18 protein-coding genes are annotated in these 22,673 nt (G+C 47.1%); 1 reads left to right on the top strand and 17 read right to left on the bottom strand.

Annotation, left to right across the window (positions count from 1 at the left end; genetic code table 11):
* Positions 1-42: 42 nt before the first annotated feature.
* From VOA_RS10475 to guaB, 6 genes are all read right to left on the bottom strand, one after another.
* On the bottom strand, positions 43-2,025 hold the full coding sequence (locus VOA_RS10475; RefSeq protein ID WP_000859407.1) for an alkyl/aryl-sulfatase: 1,983 nt from the start codon (positions 2,023-2,025) through the stop codon (positions 43-45).
* A gap of 105 nt (positions 2,026-2,130) precedes the next feature.
* On the bottom strand, positions 2,131-3,033 hold the full coding sequence (locus VOA_RS10470; RefSeq protein ID WP_000943022.1) for a LysR family transcriptional regulator: 903 nt from the start codon (positions 3,031-3,033) through the stop codon (positions 2,131-2,133).
* Positions 3,034-3,243: 210 nt separating this feature from the next.
* Positions 3,244-3,837, bottom strand: coding sequence for an acetate uptake transporter (locus tag VOA_RS10465; RefSeq protein WP_000104918.1), 594 nt, complete (start codon positions 3,835-3,837; stop codon positions 3,244-3,246).
* 191 nt (positions 3,838-4,028) lie between these two features.
* The gene (locus tag VOA_RS10460; RefSeq protein ID WP_000475496.1) at positions 4,029-5,729 is read right to left on the bottom strand and encodes a chitinase; all 1,701 of its coding nucleotides are present in this window, start codon (positions 5,727-5,729) and stop codon (positions 4,029-4,031) included.
* A 235-nt stretch (positions 5,730-5,964) separates the two neighbouring features.
* Complete coding sequence (guaA, locus tag VOA_RS10455; protein WP_000164601.1) at positions 5,965-7,518, bottom strand: glutamine-hydrolyzing GMP synthase; 1,554 nt, start codon at positions 7,516-7,518, stop codon at positions 5,965-5,967.
* 107 nt (positions 7,519-7,625) lie between these two features.
* Positions 7,626-9,089, bottom strand: coding sequence for an IMP dehydrogenase (gene guaB, locus VOA_RS10450; RefSeq protein WP_000944166.1), 1,464 nt, complete (start codon positions 9,087-9,089; stop codon positions 7,626-7,628).
* Positions 9,090-9,297: 208 nt separating this feature from the next.
* Between guaB and xseA the strand changes: the two genes are divergently transcribed.
* Positions 9,298-10,638 (top strand): exodeoxyribonuclease VII large subunit, encoded by a 1,341-nt coding sequence (gene xseA / locus VOA_RS10445; RefSeq protein WP_000099119.1) that lies wholly within the window; start codon positions 9,298-9,300, stop codon positions 10,636-10,638.
* On the opposite strand, the gene VOA_RS10440 is transcribed toward xseA, so the two are convergent.
* The 11 genes from VOA_RS10440 to pepB all read right to left on the bottom strand — a co-directional run bounded on the left by VOA_RS10440 (position 10,619) and on the right by pepB (position 22,472).
* Positions 10,619-10,852: a zinc ribbon domain-containing protein gene (locus tag VOA_RS10440; protein ID WP_000369857.1), complete on the bottom strand. Its 234-nt coding sequence runs from the start codon at positions 10,850-10,852 to the stop codon at positions 10,619-10,621. The genes xseA and VOA_RS10440 overlap by 20 nt on opposite strands.
* A 295-nt stretch (positions 10,853-11,147) precedes the next feature.
* Complete coding sequence (locus tag VOA_RS10435; RefSeq protein WP_000638608.1) at positions 11,148-12,041, bottom strand: alanyl-tRNA editing protein; 894 nt, start codon at positions 12,039-12,041, stop codon at positions 11,148-11,150.
* Positions 12,042-12,095: 54 nt separating this feature from the next.
* Positions 12,096-13,580, bottom strand: a complete 1,485-nt coding sequence (gene der / locus VOA_RS10430; RefSeq protein ID WP_000249408.1) for a ribosome biogenesis GTPase Der — start codon at positions 13,578-13,580, stop codon at positions 12,096-12,098.
* Between the two features lie 197 nt (positions 13,581-13,777).
* On the bottom strand, positions 13,778-14,938 hold the full coding sequence (bamB, locus tag VOA_RS10425; protein ID WP_000732737.1) for an outer membrane protein assembly factor BamB: 1,161 nt from the start codon (positions 14,936-14,938) through the stop codon (positions 13,778-13,780).
* A 12-nt stretch (positions 14,939-14,950) separates the two neighbouring features.
* Complete coding sequence (locus tag VOA_RS10420; protein WP_000424764.1) at positions 14,951-15,565, bottom strand: YfgM family protein; 615 nt, start codon at positions 15,563-15,565, stop codon at positions 14,951-14,953.
* Between the two features lie 36 nt (positions 15,566-15,601).
* A complete protein-coding gene (hisS, locus tag VOA_RS10415; protein ID WP_001140459.1) occupies positions 15,602-16,870 on the bottom strand; it encodes a histidine--tRNA ligase in 1,269 nt (422 codons plus the stop codon).
* Between the two features lie 25 nt (positions 16,871-16,895).
* The gene (ispG, locus tag VOA_RS10410) at positions 16,896-18,020 is read right to left on the bottom strand and encodes a flavodoxin-dependent (E)-4-hydroxy-3-methylbut-2-enyl-diphosphate synthase (RefSeq protein WP_001163463.1); all 1,125 of its coding nucleotides are present in this window, start codon (positions 18,018-18,020) and stop codon (positions 16,896-16,898) included.
* A 10-nt stretch (positions 18,021-18,030) separates the two neighbouring features.
* Positions 18,031-19,068: a cytoskeleton protein RodZ gene (gene rodZ, locus VOA_RS10405; protein WP_000206167.1), complete on the bottom strand. Its 1,038-nt coding sequence runs from the start codon at positions 19,066-19,068 to the stop codon at positions 18,031-18,033.
* A 313-nt stretch (positions 19,069-19,381) separates the two neighbouring features.
* Entirely contained in the window at positions 19,382-20,503 is a 1,122-nt protein-coding gene (locus tag VOA_RS10400; protein ID WP_000206066.1) for a bifunctional tRNA (adenosine(37)-C2)-methyltransferase TrmG/ribosomal RNA large subunit methyltransferase RlmN, read from the bottom strand.
* Positions 20,504-20,676: 173 nt separating this feature from the next.
* Complete coding sequence (ndk, locus tag VOA_RS10395; RefSeq protein ID WP_001162850.1) at positions 20,677-21,105, bottom strand: nucleoside-diphosphate kinase; 429 nt, start codon at positions 21,103-21,105, stop codon at positions 20,677-20,679.
* 77 nt (positions 21,106-21,182) lie between these two features.
* Entirely contained in the window at positions 21,183-22,472 is a 1,290-nt protein-coding gene (pepB, locus tag VOA_RS10390; protein WP_000107234.1) for an aminopeptidase PepB, read from the bottom strand.
* Positions 22,473-22,673 lie beyond the last annotated feature (201 nt).

Consider the following 22,673-nt stretch of genomic DNA (forward strand, 5'->3'; position numbering starts at 1 on the left):
AAGCTAACCCTTTGTTTTTTTTCATGAATGCTCGATGGTGTATTACTTTGTTTTCGGTTCGATGATGTTGAACCAGAACTCGAAGTTATCCAACATACCAGCGATATCCGTTAATACTTTACCGTTACCATCGACTTTCGCTTTCCCCTCTTTGGCTAATTGGAGAATAGTGGTTTTCCCCATCAGCACTCGGTTCAGTTCCGAACGATTGATGGTCAGTGTCATATCAGGCTTATCAGACTGAATCCCTTTCAGGTTATTCAAGTGTGCGTTTTCCAACTCAACCAAGAATTTCTCATTCACATCTGGCAGTACAAAGTTGATGGTGTAATCCACACCGACCGCTTTATCTCCGTTGAGGCGTACCCCTAAGTAATCGAGGAATAGTTCAGTATCCATCGCCACAACCACATCTGCACTTGCCGTTTTAGTGGCAGACACGGTCGGCAAGCCATTACGTAGTTCGTAAGCCCCCATCAAATAGGTGTTACGCTCACCCGCCGATTCACTTTGGTAACCCAGTTGCTCTAAACAGTCTGCTTGCAAGTAACGCGCTTGTTTATTACTCGGATCAGCAAATACGGCTTTGTCGACAATTTCCGCACACCAGCGGTATTCCCCTCTACTGAATGCGTCTTGGCCCATCTTCAGCACGTTATCCATGCCACCCATTGCAGCTACGTATTTCGGTGCAGCATCCGTTGGTGCCAATGGACGTAAAGTGGCAGGGTTCATATCGAAGTAACCCAAATATTTGTTGATCACCGCTTTGGCATTGCGATGGTAACTACCGTGGTATCCGCGGTTATACCACTCGTGTGCTAAAACATCTGGCACATGAAATTCATCTTGAATTTCGTTAATCGTGACACCGTGGTTAGCTAAGCGCAGTGCCTGATCATTAATGTAACCGTACATATCGCGCTGTTTACGCAGGAAATGGTTAATATTGTCATTTCCCCAACGTGGCCAAGTATGAGAAGCGAACATCACATCGGCGTCTTTGGCGTACATATGAATAGATTGGTTGATGTATTTGCTCCATGCTTGTGCATCACGCACTTCAGCTCCACGTAAGGTATACACATTGTGTAGACCACCTACCGTGTTTTCCGCCATCCACAACGCTTTGAATTGAGGGAAGTAAGTATTCATCTCCGCTGGCGATTCCGTTCCCGGTGTGTTTTGGAATTCCATCGTTATTCCATCGATCACAAGGGTTTCAGTTTGTTTGGTGATGACTTTGGTCGGCGCAATCAGGCTTACTTCACCTTGCGCAACATTTTTACCAATCGCCGCATCAACTTGCCCTGTGGCACCTTTAGGCAGTACGTTGCCGTATTGATAGGTGGTGCGACGCGACATGGCATTTCCTGCCAACACGTTTTCCGCCACCGCATGATTTAAGAACCCTTTCGGAGCAATCACTTGCACTTCGCCACTGTCCACCTGCTCTTGGCTAACAATGCCTTTTACGCCACCAAAGTGGTCAGCATGCGCATGGCTGTAAACTATCGCTTTTACTGGGCGCTCACCTAACTCTTTATTCACAAAATCCAATGCCGCCTTGGCCGTTGCCGGTACAGTGAGAGGATCAAACACTATCCAGCCTGTATCGCCCTTCACAAAGGTGATGTTAGCCAAATCGTAACCACGAACCTGATAAATACGATCCGTCACTTTATACAAACCGTGGTGCATGTTCAGCTGTGCCTGACGTTGTAAGCTTGGGTGAATACTGTCGTAGTCTTTTCCATCCAATAGAAAGCTGTAATTACCTAATTCCCAAACCACCTTGCCATTAGCATCTTTAATTTTGAGATCTTTTTGCTGTGCGATCAGACCTTTCTCAACCAGTTTAAAATCTTCTTTATCGTCAAATGGTAAAGTGCTACGTTGCTCTGCAGCAAAAGCTTGCGTTGTCGCACTCGGTGCTTTGGTATCTGCAGTCAAAGAATGGGCTAAAACAGGTGCTGAAGTGGCAACTAATACAGCGAGTAGTGTAGGTTTAAAGACGGTTTTCATTTGATATCTCTCTTCATGCCTTTAGTAATGCCATCAAGAATAAAAGAGAAAAATCAGCAAAACGATTCGTGTAACAATAAACCAATATTAAGCAATGCTTAACAATTAACAGAGGATTTGCTCTATTTGTTGGCGCAACCAAATCAATCCTTTATCTTGCTGTTTAGCGCTATGCCAACACATAAAAGTAGGGACAGGGCGAATATCAAAAGGAAGAGGCTGAATTTGTAAGCCCAGCTTTTCGGCCCACATATCGGCAAGTCGTTTAGGTGTAAAACAGAGCAAGTCGGTCACTGATGCCGTAGCCATTAAGTTCAACATTGACTCGCTTTGATAATGTACTTTACGCGCAGGAAGCGCTTGCTCCAATAAACTAGAAAACATGTAGTGACCAAAACGGCGACTGGTTAATGCAGTGTGCTTTTCCGCAAAAAATTGCTGAACCGTCAGTTTACCGTTAAGGCGAGGATGATTTTTAGCATATACCACGACCAAGCTTTCTTCGGTGAGTTGCGCAGTGATCACCGAGGGATGACTAATAGGGATCGATGATAAGAAAAGGTCCGCTTTTCGTTCGCTCAAGACTTGACTGGGCGTGAAATGATTCTCTTCATAAGGCGTTAATTGAACAGAAACATTCGGCGCAACATCGCTAATTTGGTGCAATAACCGAGGTAATACCACCAAATCAAAATAGGCATGCCCACCGATCACAAACTCTCGAGTGCTGGTTTCAGGATCAAAAGTAGTATCGGTTTCCAACCCAAAACGAATTGCGCTGAGCCCTTCAGAAACATATTTATGCATATTGAGGGCATGCTGAGTGGGTTGCAACCCACGCCCCTGCCGTACAAAGAGGGGCTCACCAACCTGCTCTCGCAATCGTGCTAAGTTTTGACTCACAGCAGCCGATGTCATGTTCAGCTTATCTGCCGCTTTACTCACCGAACCTAATGTCATTACCGCATCAAACACCGTCAGCAGGTTTAGGTCATAATCTCGCAGCATGGTCAATCCGTTTTAGTGATCATAGAACTGCGTGATATTACTCGATTTAAAGCAAATTGCCTTTCATCTCGATGCCTTATTGCCACTAAGTTAACCCTTTTGCTTCCTTAGAAAGCGAATTTGCACCACATACACCACTGTGGATCGTTTGCTTATGCAATAAAAAAAGGGCTAGCCACAGGCTAGCCCTTCCACGTTCCCAAATGTTAATTACGCAGCCAGCTCTTGAGCTTTAACTGGCTGTACGCGCTTTTCGCCGATTGGCAGTACAACGCGACCGTATTCATTGTTCAGCACTTGTGCCATTGCGAAGTAGATAGCGCTTGCGCCACAGAAAATGCCTTCAATACCTGCAATGGTACCAATCAGCTCGCTACCAGTGAAATCACGCGCAGCAAGTAGAGCAAACAGAATGGTCAGTGAACCAAACACTACTTGTTTTGCAGTTGGGTAGCACAGTGAACCAATAAACATAAAGCCAGTGAAGATCCCCCACAGCGCTAAGTACCACCCCATAAAATGAGCTGGGCTAGCTGGCAGCCCCATATATGGCATCACGATCAAGCCAACCAGAGTTAGCCAGAATAGACCGTAAGAGGTGAATGCCGTTGTACCGAAGGTGTCACCACGCTTAAAGCACATAATGCCAACGATCACTTGACTCAGACCGCCGTAGAAAATACCCATCGCCAAAATCATCGAGTCGATTGGGAAAAAACCTGCGTTGTGGATATTAAGCAGAATGGTGGTCATACCGAAACCCATCAGACCAAGAGGTGCTGGGTTGGCTAGCTTAGTTGACATGTGAACTTACCTTCAGAGTGTGAATTCAAAAATGTTTGTAAAAATTACGCGCGAATTTTAATTAACAGGCAGACAAAAGAAAAAAGATCTTATTGGAAACTTAGATTGTTGAAACAGCTAGTTACAGATGCGAGCAAAAAAATCGCCCAACCTAAGTTGAGCGATTAAATATACATTTTAAATACAAAGACTTAGCAGGAAACTTTATCCCAAAACCAATTAGGCTGAGTCGGTGACTCCCACACTCCCGGACTGTTCTTAGCCGTAAAACACTGACCGTTGTAGATAACTTTGTCACCATTGGCGACTTTGGTTACTCCAGGTTGCCACACAATCGCATCCGTAGGGGTTGGCTCTGTTGGTGGAACCGGAGTCGGTGGTGTTGGCTCTGTCGGAGGTACTGGCTCTGTTGGCGGAGGAGTCGGTTCCATTGGCGGTGTTGTTTCACCAGAAACCAACGCCCAAGGACCACCTTTGGTAGGATCATCACCTTGTGTCCACCACTTGGCTTGATAAACCGCGCCTTTATAACTTACCTTATCACCCGTGTTATAAACCTTACCGGCTTCCCATGCAGGGGCACCACCGACTGGTGGATCCGTCGGATCTGTCGGTAATGGATCGAGCTTTTCCACTACACGAACTTTTGGCCAACTCGCATGTGAACCATACAAGTTGGTCACACACTTCTCATAGTCACCTTTCACCAAAGCGGAATAAGCGGTTTGGAAGCCCACCAACTCACATTCAAATGAGTAGCCACCTGGACGATCTGGGTAATATTTCCAGTTGCCATCCCAGTTGGTGTAAAGCACATCGGTCGCACCATTGAGATTTAAACTGCCGTAGGGCAATTGCTGCCAGCAAGTATTCTTCTCATCCGCTTCGATCGGAATTTGATAATGCTCCGCTAAGCCTTCCCAGTAACGAATACGGTTAACCGGCTGACCTTTGTCTTTATTCTGTTCACCGCACTCAATACCACCGTTAATGATGTTGATAGTGGTACCAAAACCATAACCAATCCCTGCATCAATTTCACGTTGTGATGGAACCCAAGTACGATCAATCACATGCAACATAGCGGGCTTTGGAGCTTGTGGTGTTAAGAAGAACCAGATGGCAGATGCTAAGTTCAACCACGAATCAGCCACTAATCCGGGATTATTCAAGAGTACCTTAGCATCACCATCAAACATGGCTTCGGAGAAAGCACCGTAGTTAAAGTGGTAAGAAAGCTGTTTTGCACCACGGCCAAAGTAACCCTGCCCAGTAGCACAAGGCCACTTCTTGTTCTGCCAGTCATTTTGACCACACCCCGTGGTATAACCTTCTTGACCTTCTGACCAGCCCATTTCCCGCACATGCACTAAAGCTTGCTGCCACTCTTCCAAAGCTAATGGGTTATCAGAAATATTGTCTTTCGCGATATGCCCGCCCGTTTCTTGAGCAAAGTGAGCAAAAGCCGTCACGATCGATTTTTTACAAATCGCATCGGAATTACGGCCATCAGTATACTCCGCACAAAATGCAGGGAATTTACCAATCGCACGCAAGAAACGGGTATAGGTGTATTCAGGTGCCGCCATATGAGTGAGGAAATTCCACTCTGATTCAGGAAATACGCGCTCAACCCGTTTAACGTTATCAGGGTTTGTCGCCAGTCCCGGCTCGATCGCATCGACAATCGCATTAGATCGAGTTGCTAACGCATTTGACCAAATACCGTACATAGGATTGGCGGTTTTGGCTTGCTCTGCTGCGGCAATATCCGCTTTAGCAACCACATAACCACCAGGGTTTTGTGGATCAGGCTGAATATTCATTGCCGCTTGTGCTGGCAATGCGCACGCCATAGCCACCCACCACGCCGTGTGTTTGAGTTTAAACATAGATGAAAGCCCTTCTCTCAACTTGGAAATCCATTTGAGAGTAGGCTTATTGAGCACTAATTTAATAGTAAAAAATAAGGAAAAAGCCAGAATTGCGAGCCATTTCAGGACGATGTAAATCGTACGCTTGCGGTCTACATAAAGATTTTGAACGGAAATACAAAAACAACAGATTCTGTTGCAAAAGAAAAAACCTCAGACTATGCCTGAGGTTTTATGTGACTTTTATGGAATATTATTCCCATTCAATCGTAGCAGGTGGCTTACCGGAGATGTCATACACCACGCGAGAAATGCCATTCACTTCGTTGATAATGCGGTTGGAAACCTTGCCTAAGAACTCATAAGGCAGGTGCGCCCAATGTGCGGTCATAAAGTCGATAGTTTCGACTGCACGCAGTGACACAACCCAATCGTACTTACGGCCATCACCCATCACACCAACAGAACGAACTGGCAAGAACACAGTAAAGGCTTGAGAAACTTTGTTATACAGATCCGCTGCGTGCAGCTCTTCAATGAAGATCGCATCTGCACGACGCAGTAAATCACAGTACTCTTTCTTGATCTCGCCAAGCACTCGCACACCAAGGCCAGGACCTGGGAATGGGTGGCGATAAAGCATGTTGTAAGGCAAGCCAAGCTCAAGACCGATCTTACGCACTTCATCTTTAAACAGCTCACGCAGTGGCTCAACAAGACCCATTTTCATGTCATCTGGCAACCCACCCACGTTGTGGTGAGATTTGATCACATGCGCCTTACCGGTTTTTGAAGCCGCTGATTCAATCACATCTGGATAAATCGTGCCTTGTGCCAACCATTTAGCGTTTTTCAGTTTTTTCGATTCTTCATCAAACACTTCAACAAACACACGACCAATGGTTTTGCGTTTCGCTTCTGGCTCATCAATGCCTTCCAGTGCTTTCAAGAAACGTTCTTCTGCATCCACTTTGATGATGTTTAGGCCAAATTTATCCCCAAACATATCCATCACTTGCTGACCTTCGTTCAAACGCAGTAAACCGTTATCCACGAACACACAAGTCAGGCGGTCACCAATCGCGCGGTGAACCAGCATGGCAACCACAGAAGAATCCACGCCGCCAGAAAGACCAAGGATCACTTCATCGTTACCCACTTGCTCTTTAATACGTGCAACGGCATCTTCAATGATAGATTCTGACGTCCACAGACACTCACAACCACACACGCCAAGAACAAAGTTCTCCAGCATCTGCAAACCGTTTTGGGTATGCGTTACTTCTGGGTGGAACTGCACGCCGTAGTATTTCTTCTCTTCATTGGCCATCGCTGCGTATGGACAAGTGTCGGTTTCACCGATTTTTACGAAATCAGCTGGAATTTCGACCACTTTGTCACCGTGGCTCATCCAAACGTCTTGAGTCAATTCAAGATCTTTAAACAGCGCTGATTCGCCAGAAACTTTCACCTGAGCATAACCAAACTCACGCTCATCAGAGGTCGCGACACGGCCGCCTAACTGCTCAGCCATAGTCTGCATGCCGTAGCAAACACCAAATACTGGCACACCACTGTCAAACACATATTGTGGGGCACGTGGCGAATTCGCTTCTGTCACGCTTTCAGGGCCACCAGAAAGAATAATACCGTCTGGATTGAATTCGCGAATGTCCGCCTCTTCTACATCCCAGCTCCACAGCTCACAGTACACACCGATTTCGCGCACGCGACGGGCAACCAGCTGGGTATATTGAGATCCGAAATCGAGGATCAGAATTCGTTGGTCATGAATATTCTTAGTCATTGTTTAGCAGTCTTATCAGCCAAGTATTAAAAACAGGAAGTCTTAAAACGGAGGCGAGTCTACTCGCCTCACATTCAGTCATCAAGCATTAAAGCAAACGTTTACGCTTAACCCAGACGGTAGTTTGGAGCTTCTTTCGTGATCTGCACGTCATGTACGTGAGACTCTTTCATACCCGCACCAGAGATACGTACAAATTGAGCTTTAGTACGCAAATCTTCTACTGAGGCAGAGCCAGTCAGACCCATACAAGAGCGTAGGCCGCCCATTTGTTGGTGGATGATCTCTTTTAGATGACCTTTGTAAGCGATGCGGCCTTCGATGCCCTCTGGAACCAGCTTGTCCGCAGCGTTATCGGTTTGGAAGTAACGATCTGATGAACCTTTTGACATCGCACCCAGTGAACCCATACCGCGATAGGCTTTGTAAGAACGGCCTTGGAACAGAATGACTTCGCCCGGTGCTTCTTCAGTACCAGCGAACATAGAGCCAACCATCACACAAGATGCACCAGCAGCAATCGCTTTAGAAATATCGCCAGAGAAACGGATACCGCCATCTGCGATAACAGGAATACCGAACTCTTCAGCCACACCTGCCGCATCCGCAATCGCAGTAACTTGAGGAACACCCACACCCGTTACGATACGAGTCGTACAGATAGAACCAGGGCCAATACCGACTTTCACAGCACTCACGCCCGCTTCAATAAGAGCGCGCGCACCTTCAGCTGTCGCCACGTTACCACCGATGATTTCAAGGTGTGGGTAAGCCGCGCGAGTTTCACGGATACGTTGCAGAACACCTTCTGAGTGGCCGTGAGAAGAGTCGATCAGCAGTACGTCAACGCCCGCTTCAACCAAGGCTTTAACACGCTCTTCGTTGCCTGGAGCAGCGCCAACAGCAGCACCAACACGCAGACGACCTTGGTCATCTTTACATGCATTGGGTTTGCTTTCGGCTTTGTGGAAGTCTTTCGCGGTGATCATGCCTTTAAGTTGGAACTCATCATTCACCACTAGAATTTTCTCAACACGCGCTTTGTGCATCTCTTCTTGCACTTCAGCACGGCTTGCGCCTTCTTTTACCGTCGCTAGGCGCTCTTTTGGCGTCATGACTGCGGCAACCGATTTGGTGAGGTCAGTAACGAAACGAACGTCACGGCCAGTGATGATACCAACCAGTTCATTGTTTTCTGTTACAACAGGGAAACCCGCAAAACCGTGGTGGTAAGTCAATTCCATTACATCAGCAATGGTTTGCTCAGGGCGAACCGTCACAGGGTGAGTAACCACACCGGCTTCAAAGATTTTCACTTGGTGAACTTGAGCTGCTTGCTGTTCAATCGACATATTCTTGTGAATAAAGCCAATGCCGCCTTCTTGAGCCAGAGCGATCGCAAGACGTGCTTCCGTGACAGTGTCCATAGACGCAGAAACCATAGGAATGTTCAGCGCGATATTTTTGGTCAACCGAGTGCGAAGATCGGCAGTGTTTGGAAGAACGGTGGAATGAGCAGGGACGAGTAGAACATCGTCAAAGGTTAGAGCTTCTTTTGCGATTCGTAGCATGTGCAATATCTCACAACAGGAGTGTTAACAACGGAAATCCACTTCATCGTTTCGCCTAATAAAATGGATTTATATTTGATATTGCGGACGGATTATACGCCCGAGGCAATCGGTTGACTACACATTTTTTCATTTTTTATTTGCATTCCACCCCTTGATATGTATTATATTGCGGCTAATTTCCATACCCACGTCTGAGGAATCAGCGTTGTCTTCTTCTCTCGCCAATCGAAATATCTATACCGTTTCCCGTTTAAATTCTGAAGTTCGTTTATTACTGGAAAATGAAATGGGGATCGTCTGGTTGGTGGGTGAAATTTCAAACTTCTCCGCCCCCGTTTCTGGTCACTGGTACCTCACCCTAAAAGACAGCCAAGCGCAGGTAAAATGCGCGATGTTCAAGGGCAATAACCGTCTGGTTAACTTCAAACCACAAAATGGTCAGCAGGTATTAGTCAAAGCTCGTCTCTCACTATACGAACCGCGTGGTGACTACCAAATCATCCTCGAAAGCATGCAGCCTGAAGGGGATGGACGCCTGCAACAACAGTTTGAACAACTGAAGATGCAGCTTGCCGCAGAAGGCTTGTTTGCTCAGACGCGAAAGAAAGCACTTCCAGAAAACCCTCGCTGTGTTGGGATAATTACCTCACGTACCGGTGCCGCACTGCACGATATTTTACACGTGCTCAAGCGCCGTGACCCGAATTTACCCGTGGTGATCTACCCCACTCTCGTACAAGGCGAAGATGCCGCGATTCAAATTGCCCAAGCGATTGGTCGCGCGAATGCACGCTCGGAGTGTGATGTATTAATCGTGGGTCGCGGTGGTGGCTCTTTAGAAGATTTGTGGTGTTTTAACCATGAAATCGTGGCGCGTACTATCGCCGCGAGTGAAATCCCGGTTATCAGTGCGGTAGGCCATGAAATCGATGTGACGATCGCTGACTTTGTCGCCGATGTTCGTGCTCCTACCCCCTCTGCAGCTGCGGAATTGGTCAGCCGTGATAATCGCCATAAACAGCAAGCCTTGCATCAATGGCAAGCCAAACTCGCCAGTGCCATGCGTCATTATTTGACGCAGCAAGATACGCAATTTGCTCGTATACAGCACAAGCTCGATAAACAGCATCCACAAGCTCGTTTAGAGCGCCAGCAGCAGCAACTTGATGAACTCAGCCTACGCCTTGAGCAAAAGATGCAGCACCGTCTGGCAACTCAGCAGCAGCGTTGGGATCGCTTAAGCCATAAGATCGAACTCCATTCGCCCATTCACTTGGTCCGCCAACAGCGTTTTCACCTGATCCAGCAAGAGCAGCGAATAAATCAGTCGATCCAACACTATTTGATCCAATCACGCCATCAACTTGCTTTGTTGAGTGAAAAGTTGGATGCAGTCAGCCCTCTTGCAACATTAGCCCGTGGCTATTCGGTGACACGTACCACACAAGGTGAGTTAGTGCGTCAAAGCGCTCAAGTGAAACCGGGTGACACTTTAGTCACCCAGTTAATGGATGGCGAGATTCTCTCTACAGTGAATTCGCGCTAAGCGGCTGGAAGACAAAACGGATTTTTGACTTCGATTTAAGCTCATTGCATTGATTACAAAAGTAATTTGCCGCACCACATGCCTGCAGCTTTTCTAACTCGCAGTCACACTCTGGGCAAAAACCCACTTTGCGATAATCCTGAACACAAGCAGTACAGTGATACAGCCCTGTCCATTCCAACTCTTGACCACATACAGGACATGGGTTGTCCATTGCGCTCTCCTTAGTATTTTGCGTTGCGTCACATAATCTCTATAGCGGGGATCATGCGCCATGATCCTTATCACGCCTACTTAGTTTAATGCACAGTGTTTAACCAATACCTGATACTCTTTTAAACAAGATCCTACATTGATCTTCCGCTCAAAAGCTTTTGATCAGCGATCTGCCCCTAAAAGAACTTTTATATAACCACCCACCGAAAGCATAAGTTACATATCCTGCATTTGGATTTTAAACAGACATTAATTCCATAAGATGCATCATTTCAAATAAAAATCAGAATATACTAAAAAGATCCCTCTAATCCAGTCGGTTCTGTGTTAGTTACTACTTCGATATGCTGTTCATCGACTTGTTTTAGCACTACTTTGATCATCCGAAAGGCTTCCAACCCTTTGGTATGTGTTCCTCCGCAAGGAATACGAGCTACGGATCCTTCATGTAAGTCACATACCCAGTAACGCGAATCTGTCAGAGCCAAACCTTCACACTCAAGTTGAATCGGACTCGCTAGCGCTAGCCACTGCACAAGCTGCTGATTAGTGTTTTTCTCTATCAAATCCAAATATCTTAGAACATCATCACTATTTAAGCCGCGCTTACGCAGTGTTTTTCCTAAACGGTACAAATCTGTTGAACAGTTAGGCGTTACAGAACTTGATATCTGCGCATAGCTGTTGAAATCAAAATACCCATGTGGGTCTTTACGGTCAGCATCTTTACGCCAGTAACTTTGAGCCAAAACCTTATTCAGTGCCAAATAAGCCAAATGACCAGCACTATGACCTCGGCTCAAGCTGGCTTGGTATTGAGCATCCACCACCAATTTAACGCTCTCACCCACTTTGAGTGCAGGTGGCATTTGGCTTAGACGGTGTACGACCACAAATATCCAGCCTGCCTCATCTCGTTTTACGGGAATATCACTTCCGACATACAAATGACCCGATGCTTGTTCAATGGCACCCACTAAGCAGTCAGTAACAGGATATTCCTCTCCTTGCCAGATGAATGCACCACGATCCGCCGGATGGTCAGGCCAAATATGGCTAACCGGATGAAAAGGCGTTTTATAAGTAACAACATCAACCCCAGTAGAATGGGGCTGGCATAGCATGATTTGAGTATCAAGGGCGGTGATCCCTTGTGGAAAAGTGACTTCTGTTGCGCAATAGATCATGTAATAACAATCCTTTAGAGACAAAAAAGCCCAAGTTTACTTGGGCTTTATAAATTATTTTCTGCGGTTTTTCACCATGCTCATCAAGCGCTTACGTTGTCGCTCTTGTGAGAGAGTCATTTTATTTGTCTTACCTTCAAATGGGTTTTCGCTATTTTGGAACTGGATACGAATCGGTGTACCCATAATTTCTAGCGATTTACGGTAATAGTTCATCAAGTAACGTTTGTATGAATCTGGCAGCTCGTTCACTTGGTTACCGTGGATAACGATGATTGGTGGGTTATAACCACCGGCGTGGGCATATTTCAGTTTCACACGGCGACCGCGCACCATAGGGGGTTGGTGATCATCGGTGGCCATTTTCATAATGCGAGTCAAAACTGAGGTGCCGACACGGGTTGTCGCAGAGCGATACGCTTCTTGCACCGATTCGAACAAGTGACCAACCCCTGTTCCATGCAATGCAGAAATAAAGTGAATGCGTGCAAAATCAACGAAACCAAGACGGCGATCGAGCTCTTTCTTCACGTGTTCTTTGACGTCAATACTCAGACCATCCCACTTGTTTACTGCAATCACGATTGAGCGGCCAGAATTTAGAGCAAAGCCGAGTAGGCTAAGATCTTGATCGGAGATATTCTCACGCGCATCGACCACCAGCAGTACCACGTTTGCATCTTCAATCGCTTGCAACGTTTTAACAACCGAGAACTTTTCAACGGTTTCATTGATACGCTTACGACGACGCACACCCGCAGTATCAATTAATACATATTCGCGCTCATCACGTTTCATTGGGATGTAGATAGAATCACGCGTGGTTCCCGGCATATCGTAAACCACCACTCGCTCTTCACCCAGAATACGGTTAGTCAGCGTTGATTTACCAACGTTTGGACGGCCGATGATCGCCAGTTTAATCGGTAAGTCTTGCAGACGCTTGTATTCTGCTTCCGCTTCTTCTTCACTGTACTCTAGCTGCTCTTCTTCTGGATCTTCTTCATTCGTCAGATCTTCAAGCTGAGCTTGCTCAGATTCCATTTGCTCTGCAAACGGGTTAAGTGCACGGTCAATCAATGCACCCACACCACGACCATGTGCCGCGGCGATTTGGTACATTTGATCCATGCCCAGCTGCCAAAATTCAGCAGAAGCGGCATCAGCGTCGATCCCGTCAACTTTATTCACCACCAGAATGGCTGGTTTTTCGATTCGACGTAGGTGTTGAGCAATCGCTTCATCAGCAACGGTCAGACCAGCTCGACCATCCACCATGAACAACACCACATCAGCTTCATCAATCGCAGCGAGCGATTGCTGAGCCATCTTGGTTTCTACACCTTCTTCTGAACCATCGATACCACCGGTATCAACCACGATAAATTCGTGTTCACCCAACTTAGCTTGACCGTATTTACGATCGCGAGTTAAACCGGGAAAATCCGCGACTAATGCGTCCCGTGTGCGAGTGAGTCGATTAAACAGCGTCGATTTACCGACGTTTGGACGCCCAACAAGAGCAACAACAGGTACCATAACAACCTCTACAAAATTTCATCTTATGTAGTTATAGGTAAACACTCTGTCACAAGCGCTAAATTTTTACCTATAACCACTTTTACCTATAACCACACAGACGGACACCATAATGGCACTATCAATTTGATGCCACTAGCAATAAAACGGCTCCTAACTGTTTCCAGCCAGGAGCCGCGTGTGAATCATATCACAATTTACTGTTGAATCGTCAGCTTCTTTATTTGCCCATCGCGAGTCACGATAACATAGCCATCACTCAACACTAATGGCCCAACAGCAAAACCGCTGTCATTGGCCAGTTGCTGAGCAACAAATTCACCACTATCACGATCAATCCAATGTAAGTAACCTTCCGCATCCCCCACAACAACATAATCACCGATCAATTTCGGTGCGGTAAGTAGGCGATGCTCAAGTTTGCTATTGTTCCAAATTTCCGTTCCGCTGCGAGTGTCTACCGCTACCAAGTGATCTTTATCGCTAACTAAGTAAATACGGCTGCCATCAGTCGCCATGTCGGTTGCAGAAGAGTAGTTACGCTTCCACACTGGCTGGCCCGAACGTAAATCAATGGCGATCAGTTGACCGTTAAATCCAACGGTAAATAGCGTACCACCGATGACCAAGGGAGATGCATCCACATCCACCAAGCGGTCTATTTCTGTCGCCCCTTTTGGCTGCCCTACTGGCTGTTGCCAAATCAATTGGCCACGTTCGGCAATCGCAGCAGCCAGACGACCACTAGGGGTACCCCAAAACACGCCACCAGATACCGCTGTCGGGCGACTATCACCACGAAGCGTTAAGCTAGGAACCTCAGTGCTGATGGTCCATTTCTGCGCGCCATCTTCTTGATTGAGCGCAATCAACGCACCGCGACTGGTATTGACGATCACTATGTTGTTGTCAGCTGCCGGAGCGGCAAGAATTTCGCCTTCCAAGACCGAGGTCCATAACGGTTCCCCAGTTTCGGCATCTAACGCATTCACTACGCCGTTTTCACTGCCAATGAACAATTTACCAAAAGCAGCCGTGATGCCACCGGATAAGCGGGCGGAACCATCAACCTCAAGATCTGTGCTCCAAATCACTTTACCGTTTTGTGGATCCAACGCTTTGACGATACCATCGCGACTAGCAACGTAAACTTTATCGTAAGCATAGTCCGGTGCGAGTTTTGAGAAGTAGTGACCAACGCCATCTCCCACCGAAGTGCTCCATTGAGTTTTCGGTGTAAATTCACTTTTCACAATAGGCAGTGGGGCTATAATGACGTTTTCTTCTTCACTGGCACAACCAGCGAGAAGTGTTAGCACACCCGCCGCGACCAGCACTTGATTGAACAGCTTCTTCATCAGGGAGTGCCCTTACTTCGCGAGATCATCCAATTTCATTTGCAGAGTTTGGCTAGCATCATCGGCTTGTTGCGCCTCGGTATAAGCCGCATAAGCGCCTGTACTATCCCCTTTACGCATCAGAATGTCACCTCGCAGCTCAGCCACACGGCCTAACCAAGATTTTTCTTGAATATTGCCCAGTTGAGCCAGTGCTTCCTCAAATTGACCTTGCTCTGCTTGTAAACGAGCAACACGATATGTCAGTAGCGGTTTCAATGCAGGATCTTTGGTCACGCCATTTGCCCACTCAAGCTGAGCAAGAGCCTCATCCAGTTGACCAGCATCGACCTGTACTTTTGCCAGTTGCATGGCCGCAAGTACTGCATATTCCGTCTCTTTATTGGCATCAATAAAGGTTTGGATAGAAGCCTCTGCTTCAGCGCCTTTGGCAACAAGGGCATCCATCGCTTGACTGTAATTATGTGAAGCTGCTTCTTGCGCAGCAACAACAGAGTCTTGATAGTAACGCCAGCCAAATAGGCCACCTAGGCCAATCACAGCACCAAAGATTACCGCTTTGCCGTTCTCTTTCCACCAATCTTTTATCGCTTCAACTTGTTGTTCTTCAGTATCGTAGAGTTCCACTTCCTGTCCTCTTATTTAAAACGTGCTGGGGGAGAATTACGCTAAATGAGCCAATAATTGGGCTACTTCAGCTTGAGCAACAGTGCTCTGTTCACCGCCCGCTAAATCTTTAACTACCACGGTTTGAGCGGCGACTTCGTCTTCACCCAATACCAATGCAATGGCTGCACCTACTTTGTCAGCGCGTTTAAATTGCTTTTTAAAATTGCCACCACCGAAGTGAGTCATCACGCGCAGACCCGGCACTTGTTCACGCAGTTGTTCAGCGAGTTTCATTCCCGCCATCATAGTGCCTTCACCCGCGGTCACCATGTACACATCCACGCTACGACGAACTTCGGTATTACCCAAGGTTTCCATCATCAGCACTAAACGCTCTAAGCCCATAGCGAAACCTACCGCAGGAGTTGGTTTACCGCCCAGTTGTTCAACCAGGCCATCATAGCGACCACCGCCACAAACGGTACCTTGTGAACCCAGACTTTCGGTGATCCACTCAAAAACCGTGCGGTTGTAGTAATCAAGGCCGCGTACCAAACGCTGATTAACCGTGTATTCGATGCCTGCGGCATCCAGAAGTTCACACAAACCTGCAAAATGTTGTTTTGATTCAGCATCCAAATAATCAGACAACTGTGGTGCATCACCCAGAATCGCCTGCACATCGGGATTTTTTGAATCCAATACACGCAGCGGGTTGGTGTACATACGGCGTTTGCAATCTTCATCCAGTACATTTTGGTACTGTTCTAGATATTCAATTAAAGCGCTACGGTAATTGGCACGCGCTTCTAGTGAACCAATTGAGTTCAGCTCCAAACGAACATGTTCAGCGATACCCAGTTCACGCCACAGGCGTGCGGTCATCATGATCAGTTCTGCATCCACATCTGGACCATCTAAACCAAACACTTCCACACCACACTGATGGAATTGGCGATAACGGCCTTTCTGAGGGCGCTCATGGCGGAACATCGGTCCCATGTACCACAGGCGCTGTTCTTGGTTATACAGCAAACCATTTTCGATACCGGAACGCACACAGCCCGCCGTGCCTTCAGGACGCAGCGTTAAGCTGTCACCATTGCGATCTTCAAAGGTGTACATCTCTTTTTCCACCACATCGGTAACTTCACCAATCGCGCGGCTAAACAGATGGGTCATCTCAACGATAGGCATGCGAACTTCGCTGTAACCGTAAGCGCTGATTACATTTTTCACCACGCCTTCCACTTTTTGCCAAAGTGGAGACTGGGCTGGGAGGCAATCGTTCATGCCTCGGATTGCTTGAATAGTTTTTGCCACAATTCTTACCGTAATATCGTTGAGATTAATCTTGCTCTATTTGCTGGATATTGATGCGATTTTTTTCGTCTAGTTGCGCCGCTTTCGCGCGAATTTTTGCTTCCAATTGAGCAACTAGATCATCGTTATCAAATCGCTCTTTCTGGCGTACGCCATCTTCATAGAACGCACTTTTCTTATTGCTGCCCGCTAAACCTAAGTGAGAAACTTCCGCCTCACCTGGGCCATTCACCACGCAACCAATGATCGACACATCCATCGGTGTCAGCACATCTTCGAGACGTTGCTCCAGTGCGTTGACCGTGCCAATCACATCGAATTCCTGACGTGAACAACTTGGACAAGCAATAAAGTTGATGCCGCGCGAACGAATGCGCAGCGATTTTAAAATATCGAAGCCGACTTTGATTTCTTCAACCGGATCAGCCGCTAGCGAAATACGTAGCGTATCGCCGATACCTTCGGCAAGCAGCATACCAAGGCCAACCGCCGATTTAACAGAACCAGCACGCGCGCCACCGGCTTCAGTGATCCCTAAATGCAGAGGTTGATCGATCTTTTTCGCCAACAGGCGATAAGATTCCACCGCGAGGAACACATCCGAGGCTTTTACGCTGACTTTGAACTGATCAAAGTTGAGACGATCGAGGATATCAACGTGACGCATCGCAGATTCCACCAAGGCTTCTGGCGTAGGTTCACCGTACTTTAGCTGAAGATCTTTCTCGAGCGAGCCACCGTTGACACCAATGCGAATCGGAATACCTTTATCACGCGCGCAGTCAACGACTGAGCGAATGCGCTCTTCATTACCGATATTGCCTGGGTTGATTCGTAAACAGTCCACGCCGTATTCTGCCACTTTCAGCGCGATACGATAATCAAAGTGAATATCAGCCACCAAAGGCACTGAGACTTGCTGTTTGATCTGTTTGAACGCCTCTGCAGCATCCATTGTAGGGATCGAGACGCGTACGATATCTGCACCCACTTTTTCCAAAGACTTGATCTGCGCAACCGTGGCAGCCACATCTGTGGTTCGGGTATTGGTCATGGATTGTACGGCGATGGGTGCACCATCACCAATAGGAACGTCACCCACATAGATACGTGTCGAGGGGCGACGCTTAATAGGAGACTCATGTTGCATAGACATTTTTCTAAGGTAAGGTCAATCTTGCTACTTTGCCGGAAGTATACCCAGAAAGGTCAACCGGCTCACTCGCTAATGTGATTGAAACGCCTTCTGGCGCACCAAGCACTACTTTATATGGGCGCAAACCATTCAAACTGATGCTCTGTCCGGCTTTTTTAACTCCAGTGGAGAGCGTTTTACCCGTTGCATCTTTCACTTGAATCCAACAGTCAGAGGAAAAGTTCATCACCAATAACGCAGAAGTCTCTTCAACAGGAGCTATAGCTGGCTCAGTAGATGTAATAGGTGTAGTAACTGCAGGCTGCGTTGCTGGAACGGCCTCCGTTTGCTCAATCGGTGTCACCACGGCTTCCGTTGAAGTAGAGGCTTCAGCCGCCACTTCAGCACCATTAGATGCCGGAGAGGTAAGTTCATCGGATTCACTTGTTGTCGGTGGCACTTCCAACAGCGGCGTTTCTTCACTCGGCGGCGCGCTATTTTGGAGATCATTCAGCGGTGGTACGGTGGCAAACTCTTCGTTGGCAACCTCTGTTTCATCTGCAGGTTGCATATCGATTGCAGACGCGCCTTCTTCTGTCACCGTTTGAGTAGGAATTAAGTTACTTTTCTGATTGTTCTGCCACCACCACAGGGTAGACATACCGACAATCACCGCAAATACCACCCAAGTGATAAGCATAATGCGAGTATCGTGTAGCTGACGCTTGGTTTTCTTAGAGAAACTCTTCATATCAGGTTGTGCGGGCTCCGGCTGACAGTAGCTGTCATCAAAGGCGCACAAAATTTCTGACTCACGAATGCCAACGGCTTTCGCGTAAGAGCGTAAGTAACCACGCGTGAATGTTGCGACTTGACCATCTTCAAAACGGTTCTCTTCGATACTCTGAATAATAGAGAGTCGTAATCTGAGTCGATCCGCAATTTGACGCTGGGTTAACCCCAAATCTTCACGTTTTTGTTTGAGCAGCGTACCTGGTGCAACTTTGTCAATCACTTGCTCAGGGGTTTCTGGTTGGGTGTAATCGTGTTGTTCAGTAGTCATCCGTAAATTCAATCTCTTAGTCTGGACTAAGCCGCTTGGGTCGCTCACTTTTATTCTTCATTATAGGTAGTGATGAGACAGCTTTGCTTAATCGATGCAATCAGTTAGCGCTTAGCTTCGGTATACTCAAATCAAGTTTGAGAAAATTTGCCCCATTCTAATAGATATTGTTGACTAAACAATAAAGAAATGGCCAATAAATCACAGTTAGCTCAAGGTTTTTCTTTGATCTGACATTCAAGATAAGCGAATTGTCGTTATATTAGGCAAAAATAAAGCCAGAGAAACTTCTCTGGCTTATCTGGCTGATGAATTACAGTGTTTTCACTGGAATGACTTGTTCAGCAAATTGTTTGGCTTTGGTTCGTTTGGTTCGGTCAATCACATCTCCCACCAACTGGCCACAAGCGGCGTCAATATCATCACCACGTGTCTTACGAATCGTGACTGTGTGTTCATATTGCATTAAGGTTTTTTGGAAACGATCGATGCGTGAATTACTTGGCTTCTTGTAGGGTGAGCCTGGGTACGGGTTAAATGGGATCAGGTTAATTTTACAAGGCGTGCCTTTCATGAGTTCAGCGAGTTCATGGGCATGCTCAGTTCCATCGTTCACATGATCCAGCAGCACATACTCCACGGTCACCTTGCCACGGTTGGCATTCGATGATGCGATATAGCGGCGCACTGTGGCTAAAAATTCTTGGATGTTCCAGCGATCATTGATCGGCATAATTTGGCTGCGCAGTTCATCATTTGGTGCATGCAATGAGATGGCGAGTGCCACATCAATTTGGCCGATCATCTGCTCTAAACCAGAAACCACACCGGAGGTGGAAACTGTTACGCGGCGCTTAGACAGACCAAAACCGAGATCATCAAGCATAATCTCTAGCGCAGGGATGAGGTTTTTCATGTTGAGCAGAGGCTCCCCCATGCCCATCATGACCACGTTAGTGATTGGACGGCGTCCAGTTTCTTTCTCTAGGCCGATTTCACGTGCTGCACGCCAAACCTGACCGATGATTTCGGAAACACGTAGGTTACGGTTAAAACCTTGCTGAGCCGTTGAGCAGAATTTACATTCCAATGCACAACCCACTTGGGAAGAAACACAGAGCGTCGCGCGATCTTCTTCTGGGATATAAACGGTTTCAACATCCTGATCACCCACACGCATTGCCCACTTGATGGTGCCATCGGCTGAGTGTTGCGCTGCCGAAACATAAGGCGCGCGGATCTCACACTTCGCTTTGAGCTTTTCGCGAAGTTGTTTGTTGATGTTGTTCATTTGATCAAAGTCATCACAACCAAAGTGATAAATCCACTTCATGACCTGTTCGGCACGAAACGCTTTCTCACCCAGCTCTTCGGCAAAAAACGTACGTAAACCCTTGCGGTCAAAATCGAGTAGATTGATTTTTTCTGTGGTCATGGTGCCTCTCAAGAAGACGGAACAGTAATTAAGGGCGCGAATTGTACAGCCTTTATGCAGCAACAACAAGGGCTGCAAAACCGTGTCTTTTCTAAGGTGTTAATTCTTGTCAGGTTGTTTTTTATGCAAAATTTAGGCTCCACATCGGGAGCCTAAATAGACCTATTCAAAGGCTATGGACGAGGACAGATTTCTGACTCTGGAAAGAAGAATTCAATTTCACGAGCGGCTGATGCTGGACTGTCGCTACCATGTACTGAGTTATAGCGCATGCTCAGTGCATAATCGGCACGCAGCGTACCGCAAGCCGCTTCTTCCGGGTTGGTTTTTCCCATCAATTCACGGTAGCGTGCAATGGCGTTTTCACCTTCCAACACTTGCACCATGATCGGACCTGAAGTCATAAATTCTTTCAGGGGTTCGAAAAAGGGTTTGCCTTCGTGCTCAGCGTAAAAGCCGCTTGCTTGCTCTTCAGACAAGTGAACCATTTTCGCTGCAATGATCTGCAAACCGGCTTTTTCGATACGATGATAAATCTCACCAATCAGGTTACGCTTCACCGCATCCGGTTTAATGATCGAAAACGTTCTTTCTAGAGCCATAAAATTTCCTTTTGTTTATTGTGCTTGTTTTAATTCTCTTAATAAAAACAAGGCAGCTATACAAGCTGCCTTTAAATTTATGCTTGCTGCATCAAAATACGTGCGAGCATTTTCACGCCCATGCCCGTGGCTCCTGCAGCCCATTTATCGCTGGCTGACTTGCGATACGTGGCTGAACAGTCGAAGTGTAGCCAACCTTTTTGGTAGCCTTCCACGAAATAGGAAAGGAAGGCCGCTGCGGTGCTGGCTCCCGGCGTGTAATCGCCGTTACTAATGTTTGACAGATCCGCAAAGTTAGAAGGCAGCATTTCACGGTGGAACTCAGCTAAAGGCAGAGCCCACAGCGCTTCATTCTCTTCTTTTGCCGCAGCTAATGCTTGTTGGCTCAGCGACTCATCATAAGAAAGCAGTGCGTGGTAATCATTACCCAGCGCGTTTTTCGCCGCTCCGGTTAAGGTTGCACAGTCGATAATCAATTGCGGTTTCTGTTCACTGGCGTAGATAAGACCATCGGCCAGCACCAAACGGCCTTCCGCATCGGTGTTCATGATTTCAACGGTTTTGCCATTTTTGTAGGTGATGATGTCACCAAGCTTCAACGCACGGCCGGAAACCATGTTTTCCGCGCAGCATAGAATGAGTTTCACGCGCTTGTTGAAGCCGCGCATGATAGCCAAACCGAGCGCACCAGTGATCATGCCTGAGCCGCCCATGTCCGCTTTCATCGCTGACATCATGTTGGAAGGTTTTAAGCTGTAACCACCCGAGTCAAAAGTGATGCCTTTACCGACTAAACACGCGAATACCGGTGCATTTTCATCGCCCGTTGGGTTGTAGTCGAGTTGCAGCATCGCCGACGTACGCTCAGAGCCACGGCCTACAGCGTAAATCCCCTCCCACCCTTCAGTGAGCAGATCTTTGTCTTTGACGATACGGTAAGAGACATGATCAGGTGCAAGCGATTTGATGAACTCTGCTGCCATGGTCGCCAATTGGCGTGGTGCAACTTCTTCCGCGCTTTTGTTGATGATATCGCGTGTCCAATCCGTCGCTTTAATGCGCGCTTCTAGCTCTGCTTGTTCAGCAGCCGCTAACGCTTTCCACTCGACGGTATTGCGCTTTTTCGCATCACGGTAACCTTGATAGAAAGCCCAAATGCTCTCCAGATCCCAACCTTCTCCAGCCAGGAATGCCGTGCGGATACCTTGATTATCTAACTTACGAGCTGCGCGTTGGATCGCGCTGAAATCTTGTGTTTGTTGCAGGTGAATGGTTGCACCTTGCTCTGCAAAAGAAATGAGCGCTTTCTCTCCCCACTGAGGCTGGGCAGCTTGAGTACTCAAAAATACAGACATCTGTGTAGACATGGTTTCTCCTTGTCTTAAATATTGGCTTTGCCTGTGCCATCTCATTAAATCGCCAAGATGTTAGCATTATGTCGAGGCAAAATGTCAACCGAATAAAAAAACGGACCAAGTGGTCCGCATTTTTTGCTAAGAAGTGTTAACTCTGTGGGGTTTCTCCCCCGGCTAAACAAAGCAAGCGCCATATTGATTGACCACTCACTT

It is taken from the genome of Vibrio sp. RC586 (assembly GCF_000176715.1).
Classification (GTDB): domain Bacteria; phylum Pseudomonadota; class Gammaproteobacteria; order Enterobacterales; family Vibrionaceae; genus Vibrio.

Bases quoted from the DNA above. Each gene is read 5' to 3' on its own strand.
- VOA_RS10475 (WP_000859407.1), bottom strand. From the start codon at position 2,025: ATGAAAACCGTCTTTAAACCTACACTACTCGCTGTATTAGTTGCCACT.
- VOA_RS10470 (WP_000943022.1), bottom strand. From the start codon at position 3,033: ATGCTGCGAGATTATGACCTAAACCTGCTGACGGTGTTTGATGCGGTA.
- VOA_RS10465 (WP_000104918.1), bottom strand. From the start codon at position 3,837: ATGTCAACTAAGCTAGCCAACCCAGCACCTCTTGGTCTGATGGGTTTC.
- VOA_RS10460 (WP_000475496.1), bottom strand. From the start codon at position 5,729: ATGTTTAAACTCAAACACACGGCGTGGTGGGTGGCTATGGCGTGCGCA.
- guaA (WP_000164601.1), bottom strand. From the start codon at position 7,518: ATGACTAAGAATATTCATGACCAACGAATTCTGATCCTCGATTTCGGA.
- guaB (WP_000944166.1), bottom strand. From the start codon at position 9,089: ATGCTACGAATCGCAAAAGAAGCTCTAACCTTTGACGATGTTCTACTC.
- VOA_RS10440 (WP_000369857.1), bottom strand. From the start codon at position 10,852: ATGGACAACCCATGTCCTGTATGTGGTCAAGAGTTGGAATGGACAGGG.
- VOA_RS10435 (WP_000638608.1), bottom strand. From the start codon at position 12,041: ATGATCTATTGCGCAACAGAAGTCACTTTTCCACAAGGGATCACCGCC.
- der (WP_000249408.1), bottom strand. From the start codon at position 13,580: ATGGTACCTGTTGTTGCTCTTGTTGGGCGTCCAAACGTCGGTAAATCG.
- bamB (WP_000732737.1), bottom strand. From the start codon at position 14,938: ATGAAGAAGCTGTTCAATCAAGTGCTGGTCGCGGCGGGTGTGCTAACA.
- ispG (WP_001163463.1), bottom strand. From the start codon at position 18,020: ATGCAACATGAGTCTCCTATTAAGCGTCGCCCCTCGACACGTATCTAT.
- rodZ (WP_000206167.1), bottom strand. From the start codon at position 19,068: ATGACTACTGAACAACACGATTACACCCAACCAGAAACCCCTGAGCAA.
- VOA_RS10400 (WP_000206066.1), bottom strand. From the start codon at position 20,503: ATGACCACAGAAAAAATCAATCTACTCGATTTTGACCGCAAGGGTTTA.
- ndk (WP_001162850.1), bottom strand. From the start codon at position 21,105: ATGGCTCTAGAAAGAACGTTTTCGATCATTAAACCGGATGCGGTGAAG.
- pepB (WP_000107234.1), bottom strand. From the start codon at position 22,472: ATGTCTACACAGATGTCTGTATTTTTGAGTACTCAAGCTGCCCAGCCT.